The sequence below is a fragment of the Ekhidna sp. genome, assembly GCF_965227465.1.
Classification (GTDB): Bacteria; Bacteroidota; Bacteroidia; order Cytophagales; family Cyclobacteriaceae; genus Ekhidna.
The window spans coordinates 1,780,434-1,795,568 of sequence record NZ_OZ245746.1 but is presented as its reverse complement, the minus strand read 5'-3'; the positions used below and the strand labels follow the sequence as shown (position 1 = coordinate 1,795,568).

The window sequence follows — 15,135 nt, the reverse complement described above, 5'->3', positions numbered from 1 at the left end:
AAAAATATTTGATTATGTCATATATATTAAAAACTTCTTTTTTGGTGTTTTTTGTCCTTGTGTTGACATCATGTCAAGAGGATTTTCTTGAAAGAACACCCACGGATGCGATATCTGCAAATGATGCTTTAGCTAGCGTTGAAAATATGCAACTTGTCCTCAATGGTATCCATAGGGGCTTATATTCTCAATCTCAAACAATATTTCCTGGCGGTAATACTGCTAGAGCAAATAACCACTTTTGGGTACCAATGGGAGATAATTTGGTGGGGTATCTTATACACTCTGCTAATGCCAATAATTTGGGATGGAGAGATAATATGCAGTGGAATGATCATACCATACCCACTTCGTTGACAAACGAATTATTGTGGTATCATAGGTATAACATCATTGCACATGCAAACCTGCTGATAAATGGTATAGCAGAGAGCAGCTTTACTGAAACACCTGAACTCAATGAGGTTTTAGGTCAGGCATATACGTATAGGGCTTATGCCTATTTGTCGTTGGTTCAGCATTATGGTCGGGGTTACTTGATTGGTAATCCTGCTTCAGATCCCGGAGTTCCATTGTTATTTTCAACGGAATCTCCATTTACAAGCCAACCAAGGTCAACAGTTCAGGAAATTTATGATCAGATTGAGCTGGATTTGGATGCTGCTATTACCGCTTTTGGATCAGGTACAGGAAGAACCGGAGGTGGTGCAGAGTCTAAATCTCAATTGAATTTAAATGTTGCACATGGTTTGAAGGCACGGATGGCATTATCTACGGGTGATTGGGCGACTGCTGCTTCGGAAGCTGTGGCTGCAAGACAAGGATTCCCATTAATGGACGAGTCTGCCTGGCTTTCAGGGTTCAATAGTAATACGCTTTCTGAGGTTATTTGGGGAAGCAATGTGATAGACGCTGAAACTACTTTCTTTCGTTCATATTTCTATTTGGCAAGTAATACCTTCAACGGTAGCCAGATAAGAAATAACCCAAAAATTGCGGATCGAAGATTAGTTGATGCCATACCTTCTACTGATTATAGGGGTCGAGTATTTCTTCCAAATGCACCAAACTCTAATACGTCAGCAGCCAATGGTGAAGGAGGTTGGGCTAACAATACCAACCCATCATATACCACTGAAGCTGAATTTGATGCTGCAATAGATAGTATTAAGGCTGTATATGGTATGGTATCAGGACACAATACGCACCCTTATCAGCATTTTAAATTAAAGCAGGCGAATCCCGGGTCTATTGACCCTGATGATGTGATCTACATGCGTAGCTCAGAGATGTATCTCATTGAAGCTGAGGCAGAAGCGATGCAGGGGAATATTGGCCCGGCACAAACTGCATTACAAGCATTAGCTGGTGCTAGAGATAGTGCTTTTGATGCTACAGCGTTTGGTACACAAACTGCACTAATGGATGAAATCAAATTTCAAAGACGTTTAGAGCTTTGGGGTGAAGGTTTCGGCTATACAGATAAGATACGATGGGATGAAGGTGTGGACCATGCTGCAAATGGTGGTTCAGGTGCTTCTCAGGTATTGTATCAAGATGCTTGGCAAATAGCGAGCCCGTCTACCAATGATGACTGGATTTTCAAGATTCCGCAAGCGGAGATCGATGCTAATCCGAGCTTGTCGGGAGATGATCAGAATTAGATAAGCACATTACCAATTAAAAGAGGCCGTCTCTATTTAGTAATTGAGACGGCCTCTTTTTTTTGTGGATGTGTGTTGGTAGAGATGATTCCAAAAGCTTACCGCAACTCTCGCGTGTTAGGGCAAATTCCTAAGTCGGTAGCTATTGCCCAATTAGGTTTATGTCCACAACTTTTAATGGTTTTTTTGATCAAAAACTGTGTCTATTTCATGATCTCTGACTATTAATCTGAATCTTTTTGATAAGACTGTGTTTCACTACCAACAATATATCGAGACTGGAGAAGGACCGAGGAAATGGCAAATGTGTGACTGTATTTGTCGCACAATCGCTAAGTAATTGCTAATACGTATTTTCTAACTATTTTCACACGATGAGCTACGACATTTCACATTCTACTAAAAACGCCAGACTGTATGCAAAACGCTATGGAGACACAGAAATGTGGGAGGAGGCGCTAGAAGAAAGCATTCCTTTCTATCATGTATCCGGTTTGGATGAACCAGATCTCCCGGTTATACTGAATGAAGATCCTGAAAATGTCAATTTCTTGCATTGGCCATTTATGCCATTTGAGTTTGCTCCGAAAATTAACGGCAAGCCTATGAAGACTCTTCACGCGAGAGATGATAGAATTTTTACAGAGAAAAGTATTTATCGGGGCGCTGCAGAATCCAGAAGATGCCTAGTGATGCTGGATGGTTTTTTTGAAGAATATAAGAAGAACGATCAGATCTTTCCTTACTATGTCCAGATGAAAACCAAAGAACCCTTTATGGTTGCCGGATTATGGCAAACATTTACGGACCCAATAGACGAAGTGGAAACCAACACCGTAACGTTGGTCACTGGGCCCGCAAATAAGGAGGTGGCATGGATCCGTAACGAAACACCTTATACACCTGAGTCAAGGATGATGTTTATCGTGGATAAAAAGGACGATGAAATCTGGCTACATGGAAGCTCAGAAGAAGCCAAAGCTTTAATCAAACCATTCCCGGACGGACTGCTCGACTATTACCCATGTCAGCCACTCAAGACAGTCAAGAGGCTGCACCGGTTTTATTTAGGAAATGTACCGTCCTTGCTCGAAAAAAGACACTACAAGGAATTGGACTAATTCAGTAAGACAAGTGAATATCGAACTTACCGGACTAGTAATACACGTATAATATCCATTGTTATCACTCCGCGTACCGGTCTTAGTGTCCTCGTAGGTGAAAAAGAAAAGGAGATTAAACATTACAGGACTACACTTTCCTTAGTTGAAAGTGATTGGGACCTTTCAGCAAGCGAGCGTGAAAGCATAATCAACTATTCGAAGAGTGATTTAAAAAAATTAGAATGGCGAAGACACGTTTGAGAGAAATGATTAGCATTCTACGCTCAACTCTCTACCAAAAGCCCCCCAATCAAAGCCGGTTTCCGGACGATTATGCCTCAAGCCGGTGCTTTGGGTGGTGATTACAATAGTTGTCTCTATTTCCGGCAACCTGGTAATATGATGTTGGGGTATTTTGCGAGGAATGGCTTTTACTGTTGTGAATTTAACCCGTGGAAAATTAGCTTGAACGGACTCTTTTAGTGTATTTATACTTTTCATATCATGCATTACCACCAGTTTCGGATTAGAGATGCGAATCTGTTCAAGAATTGCCTGCATACGAACCTCGTAGACATGCTCCTGGTATGCTGTACGACTTTTAAGGAAATCCATACCCTTCAAATTCAGCCAGCTATAGTACCAGGCATGACTATGGGCAGGTAAGGGGTATAATCGGAGCAAAGCCTCATTATTCGCACCAGTAGCTAACGAATAGCGCTGATACTCCAAGCAAGTCTCAGCATCGCTAATTGGTTGATTAGTGTATCCATGTACCAGGGAGATGATACCTTTCCATTCCCCTCGCTGGACGGCATTGGGGCCAAATCGATAATCATATAAGTTGGCGAAAGTATCAGCTCTGGAGCGCTGTGGGATAAATCGTACTTGTTTGTAGAGTGCCCTTAGATCACATAGCGTCGGACTGTTTTCTTCAGTTTGAGCCTCCCTGAAATAAGTTAGTTTGTCGGCAACTTCTTCTGGCATATCACCGCTGGGCTCTTCATGGTTGATAAACCATAAGGGTGCTTCCCAGGATCCATAGCCATAAAAGTTCTCAATCCAATGGCTCAGAGCTGTTTCAGAGATTAACGAACTAGACATTAAGTTAATCTAGGACAATTATGGAAGTATACCCAAATAGTACCATCAAAGTATTCAAACCCACTTCGCCTTCAAGTCTTTGTACTTAGTTCTTCCAATAGGGAGAAGATCACCACTTTTTAGTACAACTGTATACTTGCTTCCGGATGACACCTTAATTTCTTTTATCTCATCATTCTTTACCAAATATGATTTGTGGATGCGTTCGAATGTATGTGACAATAGCAGCTCCAGCTTTTCCAGTGACTTGTCATGTAGCTCTGTTGTCCCGTCAGTCAGGTAGAGCTCGGTATAAGAACCGGCTCCTTTTACATAGCGTAGATCTGCAATAGGTATAAGCTGTATTCTGCCTCTTTTCTTAATAGCCAAAAGCTTCGCCTGATCGTTTTCTGATTTTTCTTTGGTAAACACACGATTAAAAGCCTGTTCCAACCGGTCTTGATTGAAAGGCTTTGGCACAAAATCTAAAACGCCATATTCAAAAGCAGCCAGTGCCTGGTCTTTGTTGGCAGAAATGATAATGGTGTGAAATGATTCAGCAACCGCCGTGCTGAGCAGGTCAAAACCATCGCCTCCGTTGAGATTCAGATCAAGCAAAACAAGATCTAGGGTGTTGTTTTCAATGAACGCCAATGCCTCATTGAGTGTATTAATGTGGGTGAGAGATTGTAGCGAATTACCAAAAAGATCACGCGTCATTCGCTCTATGCGCTTGGCAATTCTAGATTCATCTTCAACGATTAAAATGTTCATTCTCTTTAGCGCTACTTTATCATGTTAAAATTAGGTACGTCACATTGAGTTTATCGAAATGTGATTATAATGATTTCGACACATGACAAAGTAGCTTTAATAATATATTTTTAGCATGTTTCTCCAACCGTGATCTGCTTGCTCCGACGTAAGATCCCATTTAGTACCATAGCTTTCAGTCAACCGAGCCTTGATGTATTTCAGGCCAGTACCTTCCTCTCTGGTGTTTTTTCCTTGCTCAATACGAGCAGCAAATGTTAGAAAGGTGTAACGCTTGTACTCTCGGGTCGATTCAAAAATCAGTTTAAATTGGATGCTGTTGTCTTCCAAAGGAAGGCTGTGCGTAATTCCGTTTTCTAAAAGTGTATGAAGAACAGCAGGTGGTATTTTTTCCTCCGGATCAATCCCTTCTTCTTCCAGCGAATAGTCTATTTCCTTTCGATATTCCATGATCTCCAGATGTGTACGACAAAGGGCTATTTCTTGAGAAATAGGGATCAAGGTTTCTTTTTCAATCTTATTGAAAAGGTCAAACTCTTTAGCTAATGCTTCAATGAATTGAACACCTTTTTTTGGAGATTCTTCCACCCAATCTATCAGAGAAGTGAGGGTATTCATCAGGAAATGAGGCTGAATGTTCTTCTTTAAGAGTTCCAATCGTAGGCGTGTGGATTGAACTAATGTGTTTTCATAGGCCAATCGCTGGTCTTTGATGTTAAGGGCTAATAGATACAACATACCTAGAAGAATGAGTCCCAACCCAGTGTACATACTAATGACAAATCCAGAGGCAAGAAACACCACAACTGACAAAAGTAAAGTCACTAGAACAAGACGTGCTCCCCTTGCATTTTTATAAGCACCGTATGCTACTATGCCAAAGGAGAAAATCCACATACTCAGTACCATGCCTATGGTTTTATAATTAAATGCATGATCACTTATAATCCATAAGAAAATGAGTACTACCGCGTATACAATTAATGACAATCTTCGTCTGGAATAGGGGAATTGTATGGAGAAGTAGTAGGGAATCAAAAACGAAATACCCAACAAAAACGAGTTAATAATATGCAATCTAATGACGTGGACACGGTAATGTATGGAGATATAATCTTGACTAAATACGGTTATTACTAAAGCAAAAATGAAAAAGCAGCAAACACTAAAAATAAGTGTAGGATATTCTTTTTTGTTATTTAGAAAGAGAAAGAGAAAATAGATGGATACGATAAGAAATGTTCCAGCAAAGACATGCATGTAAGAAGTTTTAATGAGCATATCGGTAAACAGATCCTCATAATCAGCGATCTCCAATTCATATAATCCTACATGATCAGGAAAATAGTAATTACTCAATCGCAAAGCCATCACATGTTCACCTTCCGTAGCTAGATGCGTAGGTATACTATAGGTAACCCATAACTCACCCTCAGGAGGAAGCTCGGCTTCTTGTCCAGGGTTCCCATTTTTCCCAATCAACACCCCATCCCAAAAGATCTCGTATTCTCCATAGGCATCTATTTGAAGGCCGTAGGGTCTGAGTTCCTCTGGAGATTTCAAAATATCAATCCGGGTTCGGGACCAGAAAATCTGCCCCTCCGGAATGCGTTTTATCCTTCTTTCCCAATTGCTATCATTAAAGACCTTCTTCGCCCACGTTGGGTTATCACCAATCTGAAATACCGTACGTTGTTCCTTGAAAACTTCAGGCGTTTGCCCACAGGAAGTGGACAGCATTAAAATGCCTATCAATAGTAAGGATGAGAGAGATCTCAAATTCAATTTCATAGCGTGGTTTAGACACGTAAATTAACTGTATAAAAATGGTTTTGAAGGTGGGAAATGAGCAGTTCATTCAGACATAGAGCAGTTGGCAAGTTAAGCGGTGGTGAATCACAACTTACCCTAGAAGTTTGGAGTACAACCATCAAAAAAACCAACACTATGAACAGCACTTTAGCTAAACGCCTCGAGGAAGTGAACAACCATTATCGAGGAGTTAAGATCGCAATAATGCTACTAGCAGCGAGTTTGATAACAATGCAAATGGTCTATGCTCAAGAAAAGGCAGAAAGCGACCCTGGTGAACCAGCGGTTACGTTAGGCCAAATAGCTACACTTCATTCGAAAGTGTTGGACAAAACAATTCCACTATCCATCCATTTACCAGCCAACTATGATGGTTCCAAAAAGACCTATCCCGTTCTGTATATGTTGGGTTCAGATTATCGCGCCAGGTTCGCTATGTTGGCTTCTACATTAGACTACATGGGCGAGGAACAAATTCCTGAGATGATCCTCATTGGCATAGACTTACCCGAAGGAAATCGTATGTTGTTACCAACAAGGGATCAAGACACAACCATCCCGGATGGTTATATCAACTTCTTTGAGACAGAGCTGATACCGTATGTGGATAAAACCTATCGGACGGCTCCATTTCGGGTGCTTTTTGGAGGCTCTAACAGTGGTTTTTTCACTATTTACACACTGCTCAACCACCCGCTTCTGTTTAATGGCTATTTCGCAAGCAGTCCGTCCCTTAGTAACATACCGTCAGCGCTTCAACAAAAGATAAAATCAGGTCCATTACAAACACTTACGGAAAACAGATTTCTACACATCATTTACAGCGACAATGAAGGATTAACAAATCACGTGTCTGAATTCATTCGTGTTTTAACAGATCATAAACCGGAGCATCTTATCTATACAGTGGATGAATTGGTAAACCAGGGTCATGTACCAGCGATGGATTTCACACAGTTTCTTCTGATGTTATATCCTGATTTCAAACCTTTCAATCCACGCGAAAAGTTGGAATCGCTGGATAAAGTAACACAGCATTTCGATGCACTATCAGAACGATACGGGTATAAAATTCAGCCACCTATCTCGTTCCTATTTGACCTTGGTTTTCACACGATAAGAAGCAAGAATCTAATAGCCGCAGAGGAAATCTTTCAATATGCCTTAGAGGTATATCCTGAAGGAAAGGAATCTTATCTCGGCATGGGGCTTTTACGCAGAGCTCAAGGCCAGCTTGACAGTGCTAAGGTCATGTTTGAAAAAGCACTGACCATAGACCCTGATTATTCACTTGCTAAAAGGTGGCTACAAAGACTCGAGCAATAAAATCTGGCTTTACTAATCAAATAATAACTAATGAAAAACAGTATATCGATATTCTTCTTCCTCATTCTTTTCCAATCCTGTACAGAAAAATCGAATGAAAATGCTACAGCAGAACGAATAAAAAGTGTGGAAACAGGTCTCACAACTTGGGTTCACATAGAAGGTGACTCCACATGGTCTATAGAAGAACGCATGGAGCACTACGGAATTCCAGGCGTGAGTATCGCAGTGATAGATAACTATGAAGTCGCGTGGACAGAAGCCTACGGTGTGATGGATCTGGAAAGTCGAACTCCGGTAACCACACAAACACTTTTTCAGGCAGCAGCAACCAGCATGCCGGTAACAGCCTACGGCGCATTGAGGCTTGCAAAAGAAAATGATTTAGACCTAGATGAAAACATTAATAGTTACTTAACGTCCTGGAAATTCCCGGAAATTGAATTTACCAAAGAAGAGAAAGTGACCATTCGAAATCTTTTAAATCACTCTGCTGGAATACATCCGCGTGGAACAGGGTCATATACCACTGATGCAATAACTCCATCCCTTGTAGAGATTCTGAACGGGACTCCTCCAGCGTCAAACGAGCCCATTACTGTAAATAAAGAGCCTGGCGAAAGTGTTCGTTTTGCATACGCTAGTTATGTACCCATTCAGCAAATGATGAAGGACGTAGCGGGAAAAACTTTCCCGGAAATTATGCAAGAACACGTTTTGCAACCTTTAGAAATGAACAGCAGCACGTTTAATCAAACGCTTACGGCAGAGCAATTGGAGAAGGTAGCTACAGGTTATTTACAAGATGGTTCTATTGTAAAAGGCGGAAGACATATCTATCCTGCCATGGCTTCAAATGGATTATGGACCACTGCCGGGGACTATGCAAAATTTATCGCCCACGTACAGCAATCAAAAAAGCTGACGGCATCAATGGGTAAACCCTATGGAGTGAATGATTCCGGGTGGTCATTTACGCTCGGGTTAGGCTTTCAGCTTTTAAATAGAAACGGTGAAATCTACTTCAGGCATCATGGATGGAATAGAGGTTTTTATGCTGAGATAGCGGCCCATAGAGACAAAGGCTATGGCGTGGTGGTGCTTACAAACTCCACTTTTCCCGCATTTAATGCTGAAGTGATGCGCGCTGTAGCCCTGGTGTATGATTGGAGTAATTATGTTCCGGTACACCAAAAGATGGAAATTGAACAGTCGCATGCCGATGAAATTACCGGGAGGTACCAATCCGACGAGGTGATTGTGGAAGTCTATCAAAAGGACAATCAGTTGTTTTACAAAAACATACTTAGTGAAGAGGGAGTGGAGCTCATTAAAGTATCAGATAGCCTTTTCGTTCGGAGAAATTCCAGTCGATTTATTCAGTTTAAACCCGATGCTGAAAATGGAGCAATCAGTTTACAGTATCTGAATCGAAACGATGGGACAATGATTTCATCCTTAGCTAAAGTCGGCAATGATCAAAAGAGTCCGGTGGAATTTCTTCTTGAAGGTGATTTTGAAAATGCGCTTACAGCCTTTAAGAATTTGAAGGAGCTTGATCCTACTCATCCGATGGCTTCTGAATACTATATAAATGATGTTGGTTTTGACTTTTACCATTCGGATAGAATGACATTATCACTAAACACGTTCAAAGTGAATATGGCGCTCTATCCCGATAGCTACAAGGTATATGATAGTTATGCAGAAGCCTGTATGAAAGCCGGAAAGACTGATCTGGCCATTGCAAACTACACTAAATCACTTCAGCTGAATCCTCAAAACAATGGTGCGAGGCATCACCTCACCGAATTGCAAAAAAGCGAATGAAACGACCTTTCATCCAATGTTACTTTTTGAGCAGGGGATGACCAAAGAAAAGAACATGAAAACAACAAAATGCTTCATAATGATATTGACAATGTCGCTTCATAGCCTCTTTGCTCAAGAAAACACGGACGAAAATTTCACCTTCCCGCTTTTGGAAGGTCCTTATATGGGGCAAAAGCCGCCGGGCATGGTGGCAGAACCCTTTGCGCCGGGGATTGTCTCCATTGATGGAAGGTTTGAAGGTACCGTTTCGTTTTCGCCGGATTTGAAGGAAATGTATTTTGCGGCTGATAATGAAGACGAAGAAGCATCTATCTATTTCTCAAGGTTCGAAGAGGATCAATGGACTCCCATTAAAAAGGCAAATTTTACCAATGGAGCGAAAAAGGAAGAATTCCACCCATTTGTTAGCCCTGATGGCAAAAGGATCTATTTCACAGCTATGGACTCGGCTTTTTTCGATGAGAAAATATGGTATGCAGACCGAATAGGAGATTCCTGGAGCGATGCAGTGCTACTCGATTCGCCCATAAATGATGACCTGGTGTTTTTCCCCAATCAGGCCAAAAATGGTGACCTGTATTATTTCAACCTGTCAAAGTTCGGAACATATTATGCCCCGAATGAAAACGGCGAGTTTCCGGAAGTACAGGAAGTTGCGGTCGAGCCTGGTCATCATGCTTTCATTTCCCCTTCTCAGGATTACTTGATATTAACCGCTCGAAACGAAGAAGAAGGGAGAAAGGATAATGACATGTATGTGTATTTCAAAAAGAATGACGGAACGTGGACAAAACCCTTAAATCTTGGAAGTACCATAAACACCAGTTTGAATGAAAAAGCGCCAAGGATCACTCCGGATGGCAAGTATTTGTTTTTTGGAAGGGATGAAAGAGACATAGAACCCGGACTGGGCAATATTTATTGGGTGAGCACCGAAGTGATTGAAAAAATAAGACCGAAGAATTACCTGAGCGATTTTGATTTCCCGATCTTAGAAGGACCTTACATGGGGCAGGAGCCCCCCGGCATGGTGGCAGAACCTTTTGCGCCGGGGATTATCTCAAGAGAAGGTTGGGAGCTGGAAGGGGTCTTTGCACCCGGCATGAAGGAATTTTATTTCACCATTGATCGTGGCGAATACACAAACTATAACCCTGACAATTTCCATCCTACTGTTGTTGGTTTCAGGCAAGAAAATAATGTTTGGATAAAATACATAGAATTTCCACGTCGAGGCGAAATCACCTTTTCACCTAATGGCTCACGCATGCACATGGCTAAAGGATACAAAGACCGAATAGGAGATAGCTGGTCGGAGCGTAAGAGCCTTGGGACCATGTTTGATAGAGAGGACTGGGGTATTATGCGGCTATCAGCCTCAGCAAATGGCACCTATGTATTTGATGATTATAAAAACAATGATGCAATCCGTATCTCAATAGTAAAAAATGGTATTCGTCAAGAACCTGTCAAAATGAGTACTGTAGTTAACTCAGGTAAAAAAACTGCTCACCCGTTCATTGCACCAGATGAAAGTTACCTCATTTGGGATAGTGAACGGGAAGGAGGTTTTGGAGATTCAGATCTATACATCAGTTTCAAACAAAAGGATGGTTCATGGGGTCCAGCCATCAATATGGGTGATAAAGTCAATTCAGCTAAGGACGACTTCTTTGCTAGTGTAACTCCAGATGGAAAATACATACTCTTCAATAGAGTCATTGATGATGGTGATAATATAGATATCTACTGGATAGATGCCCTAATCATAGAGACCTTTAGGATTAAAGAACCCTAGCATAGGGAGGCAGACTGCAAATGCCGATCGGAATAATACGTTAGCTTTATTGAAAAGCATCACTGAAATACTTTGAGTTAAATTCACTTCGATTTACTCAACTTATTTTCACGTTTATGAAGAAACAGTTCATGTTCTTTTTGGTAGCCGTGTTTGCCATTTTTTTAGGTAGCCAGCTTACTGAAGCCGTTCTTTTGGTTCCGTACTGGCAATCACTGTCAGCAGCGGACTTTTACAGCTACTATCAAGCGTTCGGACCCACAATCGGTCAATTTTATACCATTCTGACCATTATAGCTGCGGTGATTCCGATTGGTGTGTCGGTTTATTTGGGGCGTATCAAAGCGCCCGGTTTTCGTCTTGCTCTTACATCCGCAGTATTGGCCGTGCTGTTTGTTGCTTGCTTTTATGTCTACTTCAAGGGTACCAATGCGTTGTTTTATCAATCTGCATTTTCTACAGCAGAGTTAAAAAGCGAATTGATTGTCTGGAGTCAGTGGCACTGGGGCAGGGTAGGCCTGGAATGCTTTTCACTGCTTTTTCTCATTTTAGCACTAACGAAGAGGAATTGACTCGATAAAGTGCTCATATTAGGGATTGCTTATTTGTATCAACGAAATACGGCACATTATTTCCTACCAATATTAAACGGATGACCAGTTCATTCTTTTGCACCCGTGAAGAATCAGAAAATCTCCATACCCAAGTCTGCAATGTGGGCTATGAGATAAGGACAGGTCTTGTATTAGAATAAAACTCAGTGTTTAACTTCTTGCTATATTAGAAAGAATTAACACCCATATGGAGAAGTATAAAAATGCACATAAGTGGCTATTGATTCCTCTAGCCATCGCTTTGATAGGATTCTTCCCTTCCTATTTTTCAAAATTTACGAGTGCTAAATTTGGACATCACATTCATGCTTTATCTGCCTTGATTTGGTATGCATTTGTGATTTATCAGCCTTACCTGATTTCGAAAAAGTCAATTTCAAAACATAAAAGGTATGGACTGCTAGGGATTTTTCTGACGGGTATGGTGGTTGCCTCTGGCTTAGCGATGATCCCGGGCAATATATCAGGGGCTGTGGCGCAACAGGCCAGTGGACAGGTTTCACCCATTGCTCCGCCGTTTTTCTTGTATGGAGTTTCTTTATTTGATCTGGTTGCTATTATTGGATTTGGTACAAGTGTGATTATCGCCATGATCAAGTCAAAGCAAATTGACGATCATGCAATCTGGATGATTTCTACCGTTTTCTGGTCGCTAATGCCCGCCTTTGCCCGGATGGCCCTGATTCCCATGTTCATGCTGAATCAAGTAACTCATTTTGCCAACCTGGCCATGATCACTACTGTTCCTATATTATTGGCAATAATTATTGTCATGATAAAACTAAAAAAGGCTCATATAGCCTTAATTGCTGCGGGCATTGTCAACCTGTTGTCTTTTGCCATTATCCCATTAGGTAAAGCTGATTGGTGGGTGGAGTTTACGAAACAATTTTTTGTTTATTGAATTTTGATCTAGACTCAGGTTAGTCTGGACGGGAAAGAAGATCCTACGGGATACTGGTCAAGTGAGGGAAAATGTACGATTTAGTGCTCATTGCGAACCTCAATTTGAATATTATAAGCATTTTGCCTTATTATTACACCAATAGTATGATGTTCTAAGTATATTTGAATATGGCAACAGTTAGAAAAACAATAACTATTACTGATCAGCAAGATAAATGGATTAAAGCCCAGATAGCTGCTGGAGAATTCACAAATGATAGTGAATATCTGCGTCATCTTGTACGACAAGATCAGTCGAAAAATACCAAATATTCATCTTTGAAAACTGCTATTACAAAAGGACTTGAAAGCGGAATAAGTGACAGCACTATCCCTGATATTATGAAAAAGGTAGAGGATAGAATGAAAGCGGATGGGGGCTTATAAAATTTCAAAGGAATGCGAGATCGATATTTCAGAAATATATGAATATGGAATTGAGAAATTCGGATTAAAACAAGCACAAGAGTATTTGATTGGCCTCCATAATCTTTTTCAAACACTAACAGAAAATTCCGGTATAGGTACAGATGCATCTGAATTTTATCTAACGCTAAAGCGATTTGTGTACAAATCGCATATGGTGTTTTATCTTCAATCTGAATCGGGAATATTTATTGTAAGAACACTAAGTCAAAAGTATGGATTACGAACATCATTTGACATAATCATATCCAAAAAATGACATGCGTTTCACTACGGTGTTGGACTAGACGCCCCGATAATATAGCTTGGGTGAGAGGGGGACTGAGTGTTTAGTAATGGCTCTGAATAAAATAACGAACAGTAATTCTTGAAAGCCGTATTAAGGGTTTAGTCTTCAAAATCCTTATGATCAAAATCCCTATGCTCAAACTAATTAGTGCTATTTTATTTTTATGCGGTGCTTACATGCTTCATGCACAACCTGACTTTGACTATGCTGTAAGTGTTCCTTCCAAATCCTTACAAAGTCAAGAAAATATTCAGGTGTACTTACCTCAGTCATACCATGAAGGAAACAGAAATTATCCAGTATTGTACATTTTAGATGGGCAGTGGTTTTTCTTAAACGGAGTTGCCATCCAAGAGACACTACGCGGAGATGGTTTGCTCCCAGAAATGATTGTTGTTGGAATAGACTTCAAATCAAGGAGCTATCATGATAGTCTACATTTTAATCATTGGGATGCCTTGAGTACGTATATACAGGAAGAACTACCCGCTTATGTTGATCAGACTTACAGAACTACTGCTGAACGTATTGTCTTTGGTTGGGAAAACCCCTCGTTCATGGTAAGTGAGTTTCTTTTCAAGAAAGATCCGGTATTTACAGGTTTTATCCTATCAAATGGCGGTTACGTTAATCAGGAAATGCTGGAACAATTCAATAGGTATGAAGGAAAGCGACTTTACCTCTACATAGCCAATTCAAAAAAGGACATTTACACGATTGAATCTTCGGATGAACTGGAAGAGACATTAGCTGCTCAATCGGCGAAAAACCTCGAATGGACCTATGAATTATTTAATGAGGAAACACATGAATCACTTGCATATACTTCAATCTATCAGGGACTTAGGTTCTATTATCATAATTATAGTTCTAAGGTATTTAGCGGTACAAAGGAGTTTTATGATGAGGGTGGATTACCCGGGCTAAAGGCATACTTTAAAGCTCGAAGTGAGCGGTTTGGGATGGAGCCGGAAATTGATGCATCAACTAAAAACAGCCTAATTTGGCTAGCCTGGAAGCAAGATGATTTTTCATCTTTTCAGCTCTTCATGACCGAATTTAAAGATGTGCTATCTACTCCAAGGTATGCATCAGCCTACTGGCAAAATCGTTTTGGTCAATACTATCTGAAAAACAATGATGCAGCAAACGCCATTGAGTATTTCAATAATGGAATCAAACAGTACCCGGATCCAGAGTATCTTCCTGTCATGCATGCAGGTCTTGGAAATGCTTATGCTTTGGTCCGTAATACATCTAAAGCCAGAGTTCATTACAAACAGGCCATCAGGCTTGCCAAAGCAAACAATAATGATGAACAGCGAAAAGATTATGAAAAGCAACTAAAAAGTCTAAAATAACTACTGTTCTAGTGCTATGTGCTATCACTTAGTGTGCTGGTTAATAAAAGCCCTGCCTGTCAGATTCGGTTCGGTGGGATTAATAGTTTGTGGCGGACGGCCAGTCT

Annotated in this window: 13 protein-coding genes; 10 read left to right on the top strand and 3 right to left on the bottom strand. The window is 40.8% G+C overall.

Annotation, left to right across the window (positions count from 1 at the left end):
- Window positions 1-14 precede the first annotated feature (14 nt).
- Together ACO05G_RS07950 and ACO05G_RS07945 are read left to right on the top strand one after the other, a co-directional pair.
- Window positions 15-1,664 (top strand): RagB/SusD family nutrient uptake outer membrane protein, encoded by a 1,650-nt coding sequence (locus tag ACO05G_RS07950; protein WP_421765477.1) that lies wholly within the window; start codon window positions 15-17, stop codon window positions 1,662-1,664.
- 374 nt (window positions 1,665-2,038) lie between these two features.
- The gene (locus ACO05G_RS07945) at window positions 2,039-2,785 is read left to right on the top strand and encodes an SOS response-associated peptidase (protein ID WP_421765476.1); all 747 of its coding nucleotides are present in this window, start codon (window positions 2,039-2,041) and stop codon (window positions 2,783-2,785) included.
- Between the two features lie 252 nt (window positions 2,786-3,037).
- Here ACO05G_RS07945 and ACO05G_RS07940 read toward each other — a convergent pair whose 3' ends face one another.
- The 3 genes from ACO05G_RS07940 to ACO05G_RS07930 all read right to left on the bottom strand — a co-directional run bounded on the left by ACO05G_RS07940 (window position 3,038) and on the right by ACO05G_RS07930 (window position 6,415).
- Entirely contained in the window at window positions 3,038-3,871 is an 834-nt protein-coding gene (locus ACO05G_RS07940; protein ID WP_421765475.1) for a hypothetical protein, read from the bottom strand.
- A 54-nt stretch (window positions 3,872-3,925) separates the two neighbouring features.
- On the bottom strand, window positions 3,926-4,624 hold the full coding sequence (locus tag ACO05G_RS07935) for a LytR/AlgR family response regulator transcription factor (protein WP_421765474.1): 699 nt from the start codon (window positions 4,622-4,624) through the stop codon (window positions 3,926-3,928).
- Window positions 4,625-4,720: 96 nt separating this feature from the next.
- On the bottom strand, window positions 4,721-6,415 hold the full coding sequence (locus ACO05G_RS07930) for a histidine kinase (protein ID WP_421765473.1): 1,695 nt from the start codon (window positions 6,413-6,415) through the stop codon (window positions 4,721-4,723).
- A gap of 54 nt (window positions 6,416-6,469) precedes the next feature.
- Between ACO05G_RS07930 and ACO05G_RS07925 the strand changes: the two genes are divergently transcribed.
- From ACO05G_RS07925 to ACO05G_RS07890, 8 genes are all read left to right on the top strand, one after another.
- Window positions 6,470-7,762 (top strand): alpha/beta hydrolase-fold protein, encoded by a 1,293-nt coding sequence (locus tag ACO05G_RS07925; RefSeq protein WP_421765472.1) that lies wholly within the window; start codon window positions 6,470-6,472, stop codon window positions 7,760-7,762.
- 30 nt (window positions 7,763-7,792) lie between these two features.
- Window positions 7,793-9,592 (top strand): serine hydrolase, encoded by a 1,800-nt coding sequence (locus tag ACO05G_RS07920; protein ID WP_421765471.1) that lies wholly within the window; start codon window positions 7,793-7,795, stop codon window positions 9,590-9,592.
- A gap of 79 nt (window positions 9,593-9,671) precedes the next feature.
- On the top strand, window positions 9,672-11,393 hold the full coding sequence (locus ACO05G_RS07915; RefSeq protein WP_421765470.1) for a hypothetical protein: 1,722 nt from the start codon (window positions 9,672-9,674) through the stop codon (window positions 11,391-11,393).
- A 116-nt stretch (window positions 11,394-11,509) separates the two neighbouring features.
- Entirely contained in the window at window positions 11,510-11,965 is a 456-nt protein-coding gene (locus tag ACO05G_RS07910) for a hypothetical protein (protein ID WP_421765469.1), read from the top strand.
- Window positions 11,966-12,194: 229 nt separating this feature from the next.
- The gene (locus ACO05G_RS07905; RefSeq protein WP_421765468.1) at window positions 12,195-12,911 is read left to right on the top strand and encodes a hypothetical protein; all 717 of its coding nucleotides are present in this window, start codon (window positions 12,195-12,197) and stop codon (window positions 12,909-12,911) included.
- Between the two features lie 170 nt (window positions 12,912-13,081).
- On the top strand, window positions 13,082-13,339 hold the full coding sequence (locus ACO05G_RS07900; RefSeq protein ID WP_421765467.1) for a type II toxin-antitoxin system ParD family antitoxin: 258 nt from the start codon (window positions 13,082-13,084) through the stop codon (window positions 13,337-13,339).
- Entirely contained in the window at window positions 13,326-13,637 is a 312-nt protein-coding gene (locus ACO05G_RS07895) for a type II toxin-antitoxin system RelE/ParE family toxin (protein WP_421765466.1), read from the top strand. The genes ACO05G_RS07900 and ACO05G_RS07895 overlap by 14 nt, the downstream gene beginning before the upstream one ends.
- Before the next feature lie 161 nt (window positions 13,638-13,798).
- Entirely contained in the window at window positions 13,799-15,028 is a 1,230-nt protein-coding gene (locus tag ACO05G_RS07890) for an alpha/beta hydrolase-fold protein (protein ID WP_421765465.1), read from the top strand.
- Window positions 15,029-15,135 lie beyond the last annotated feature (107 nt).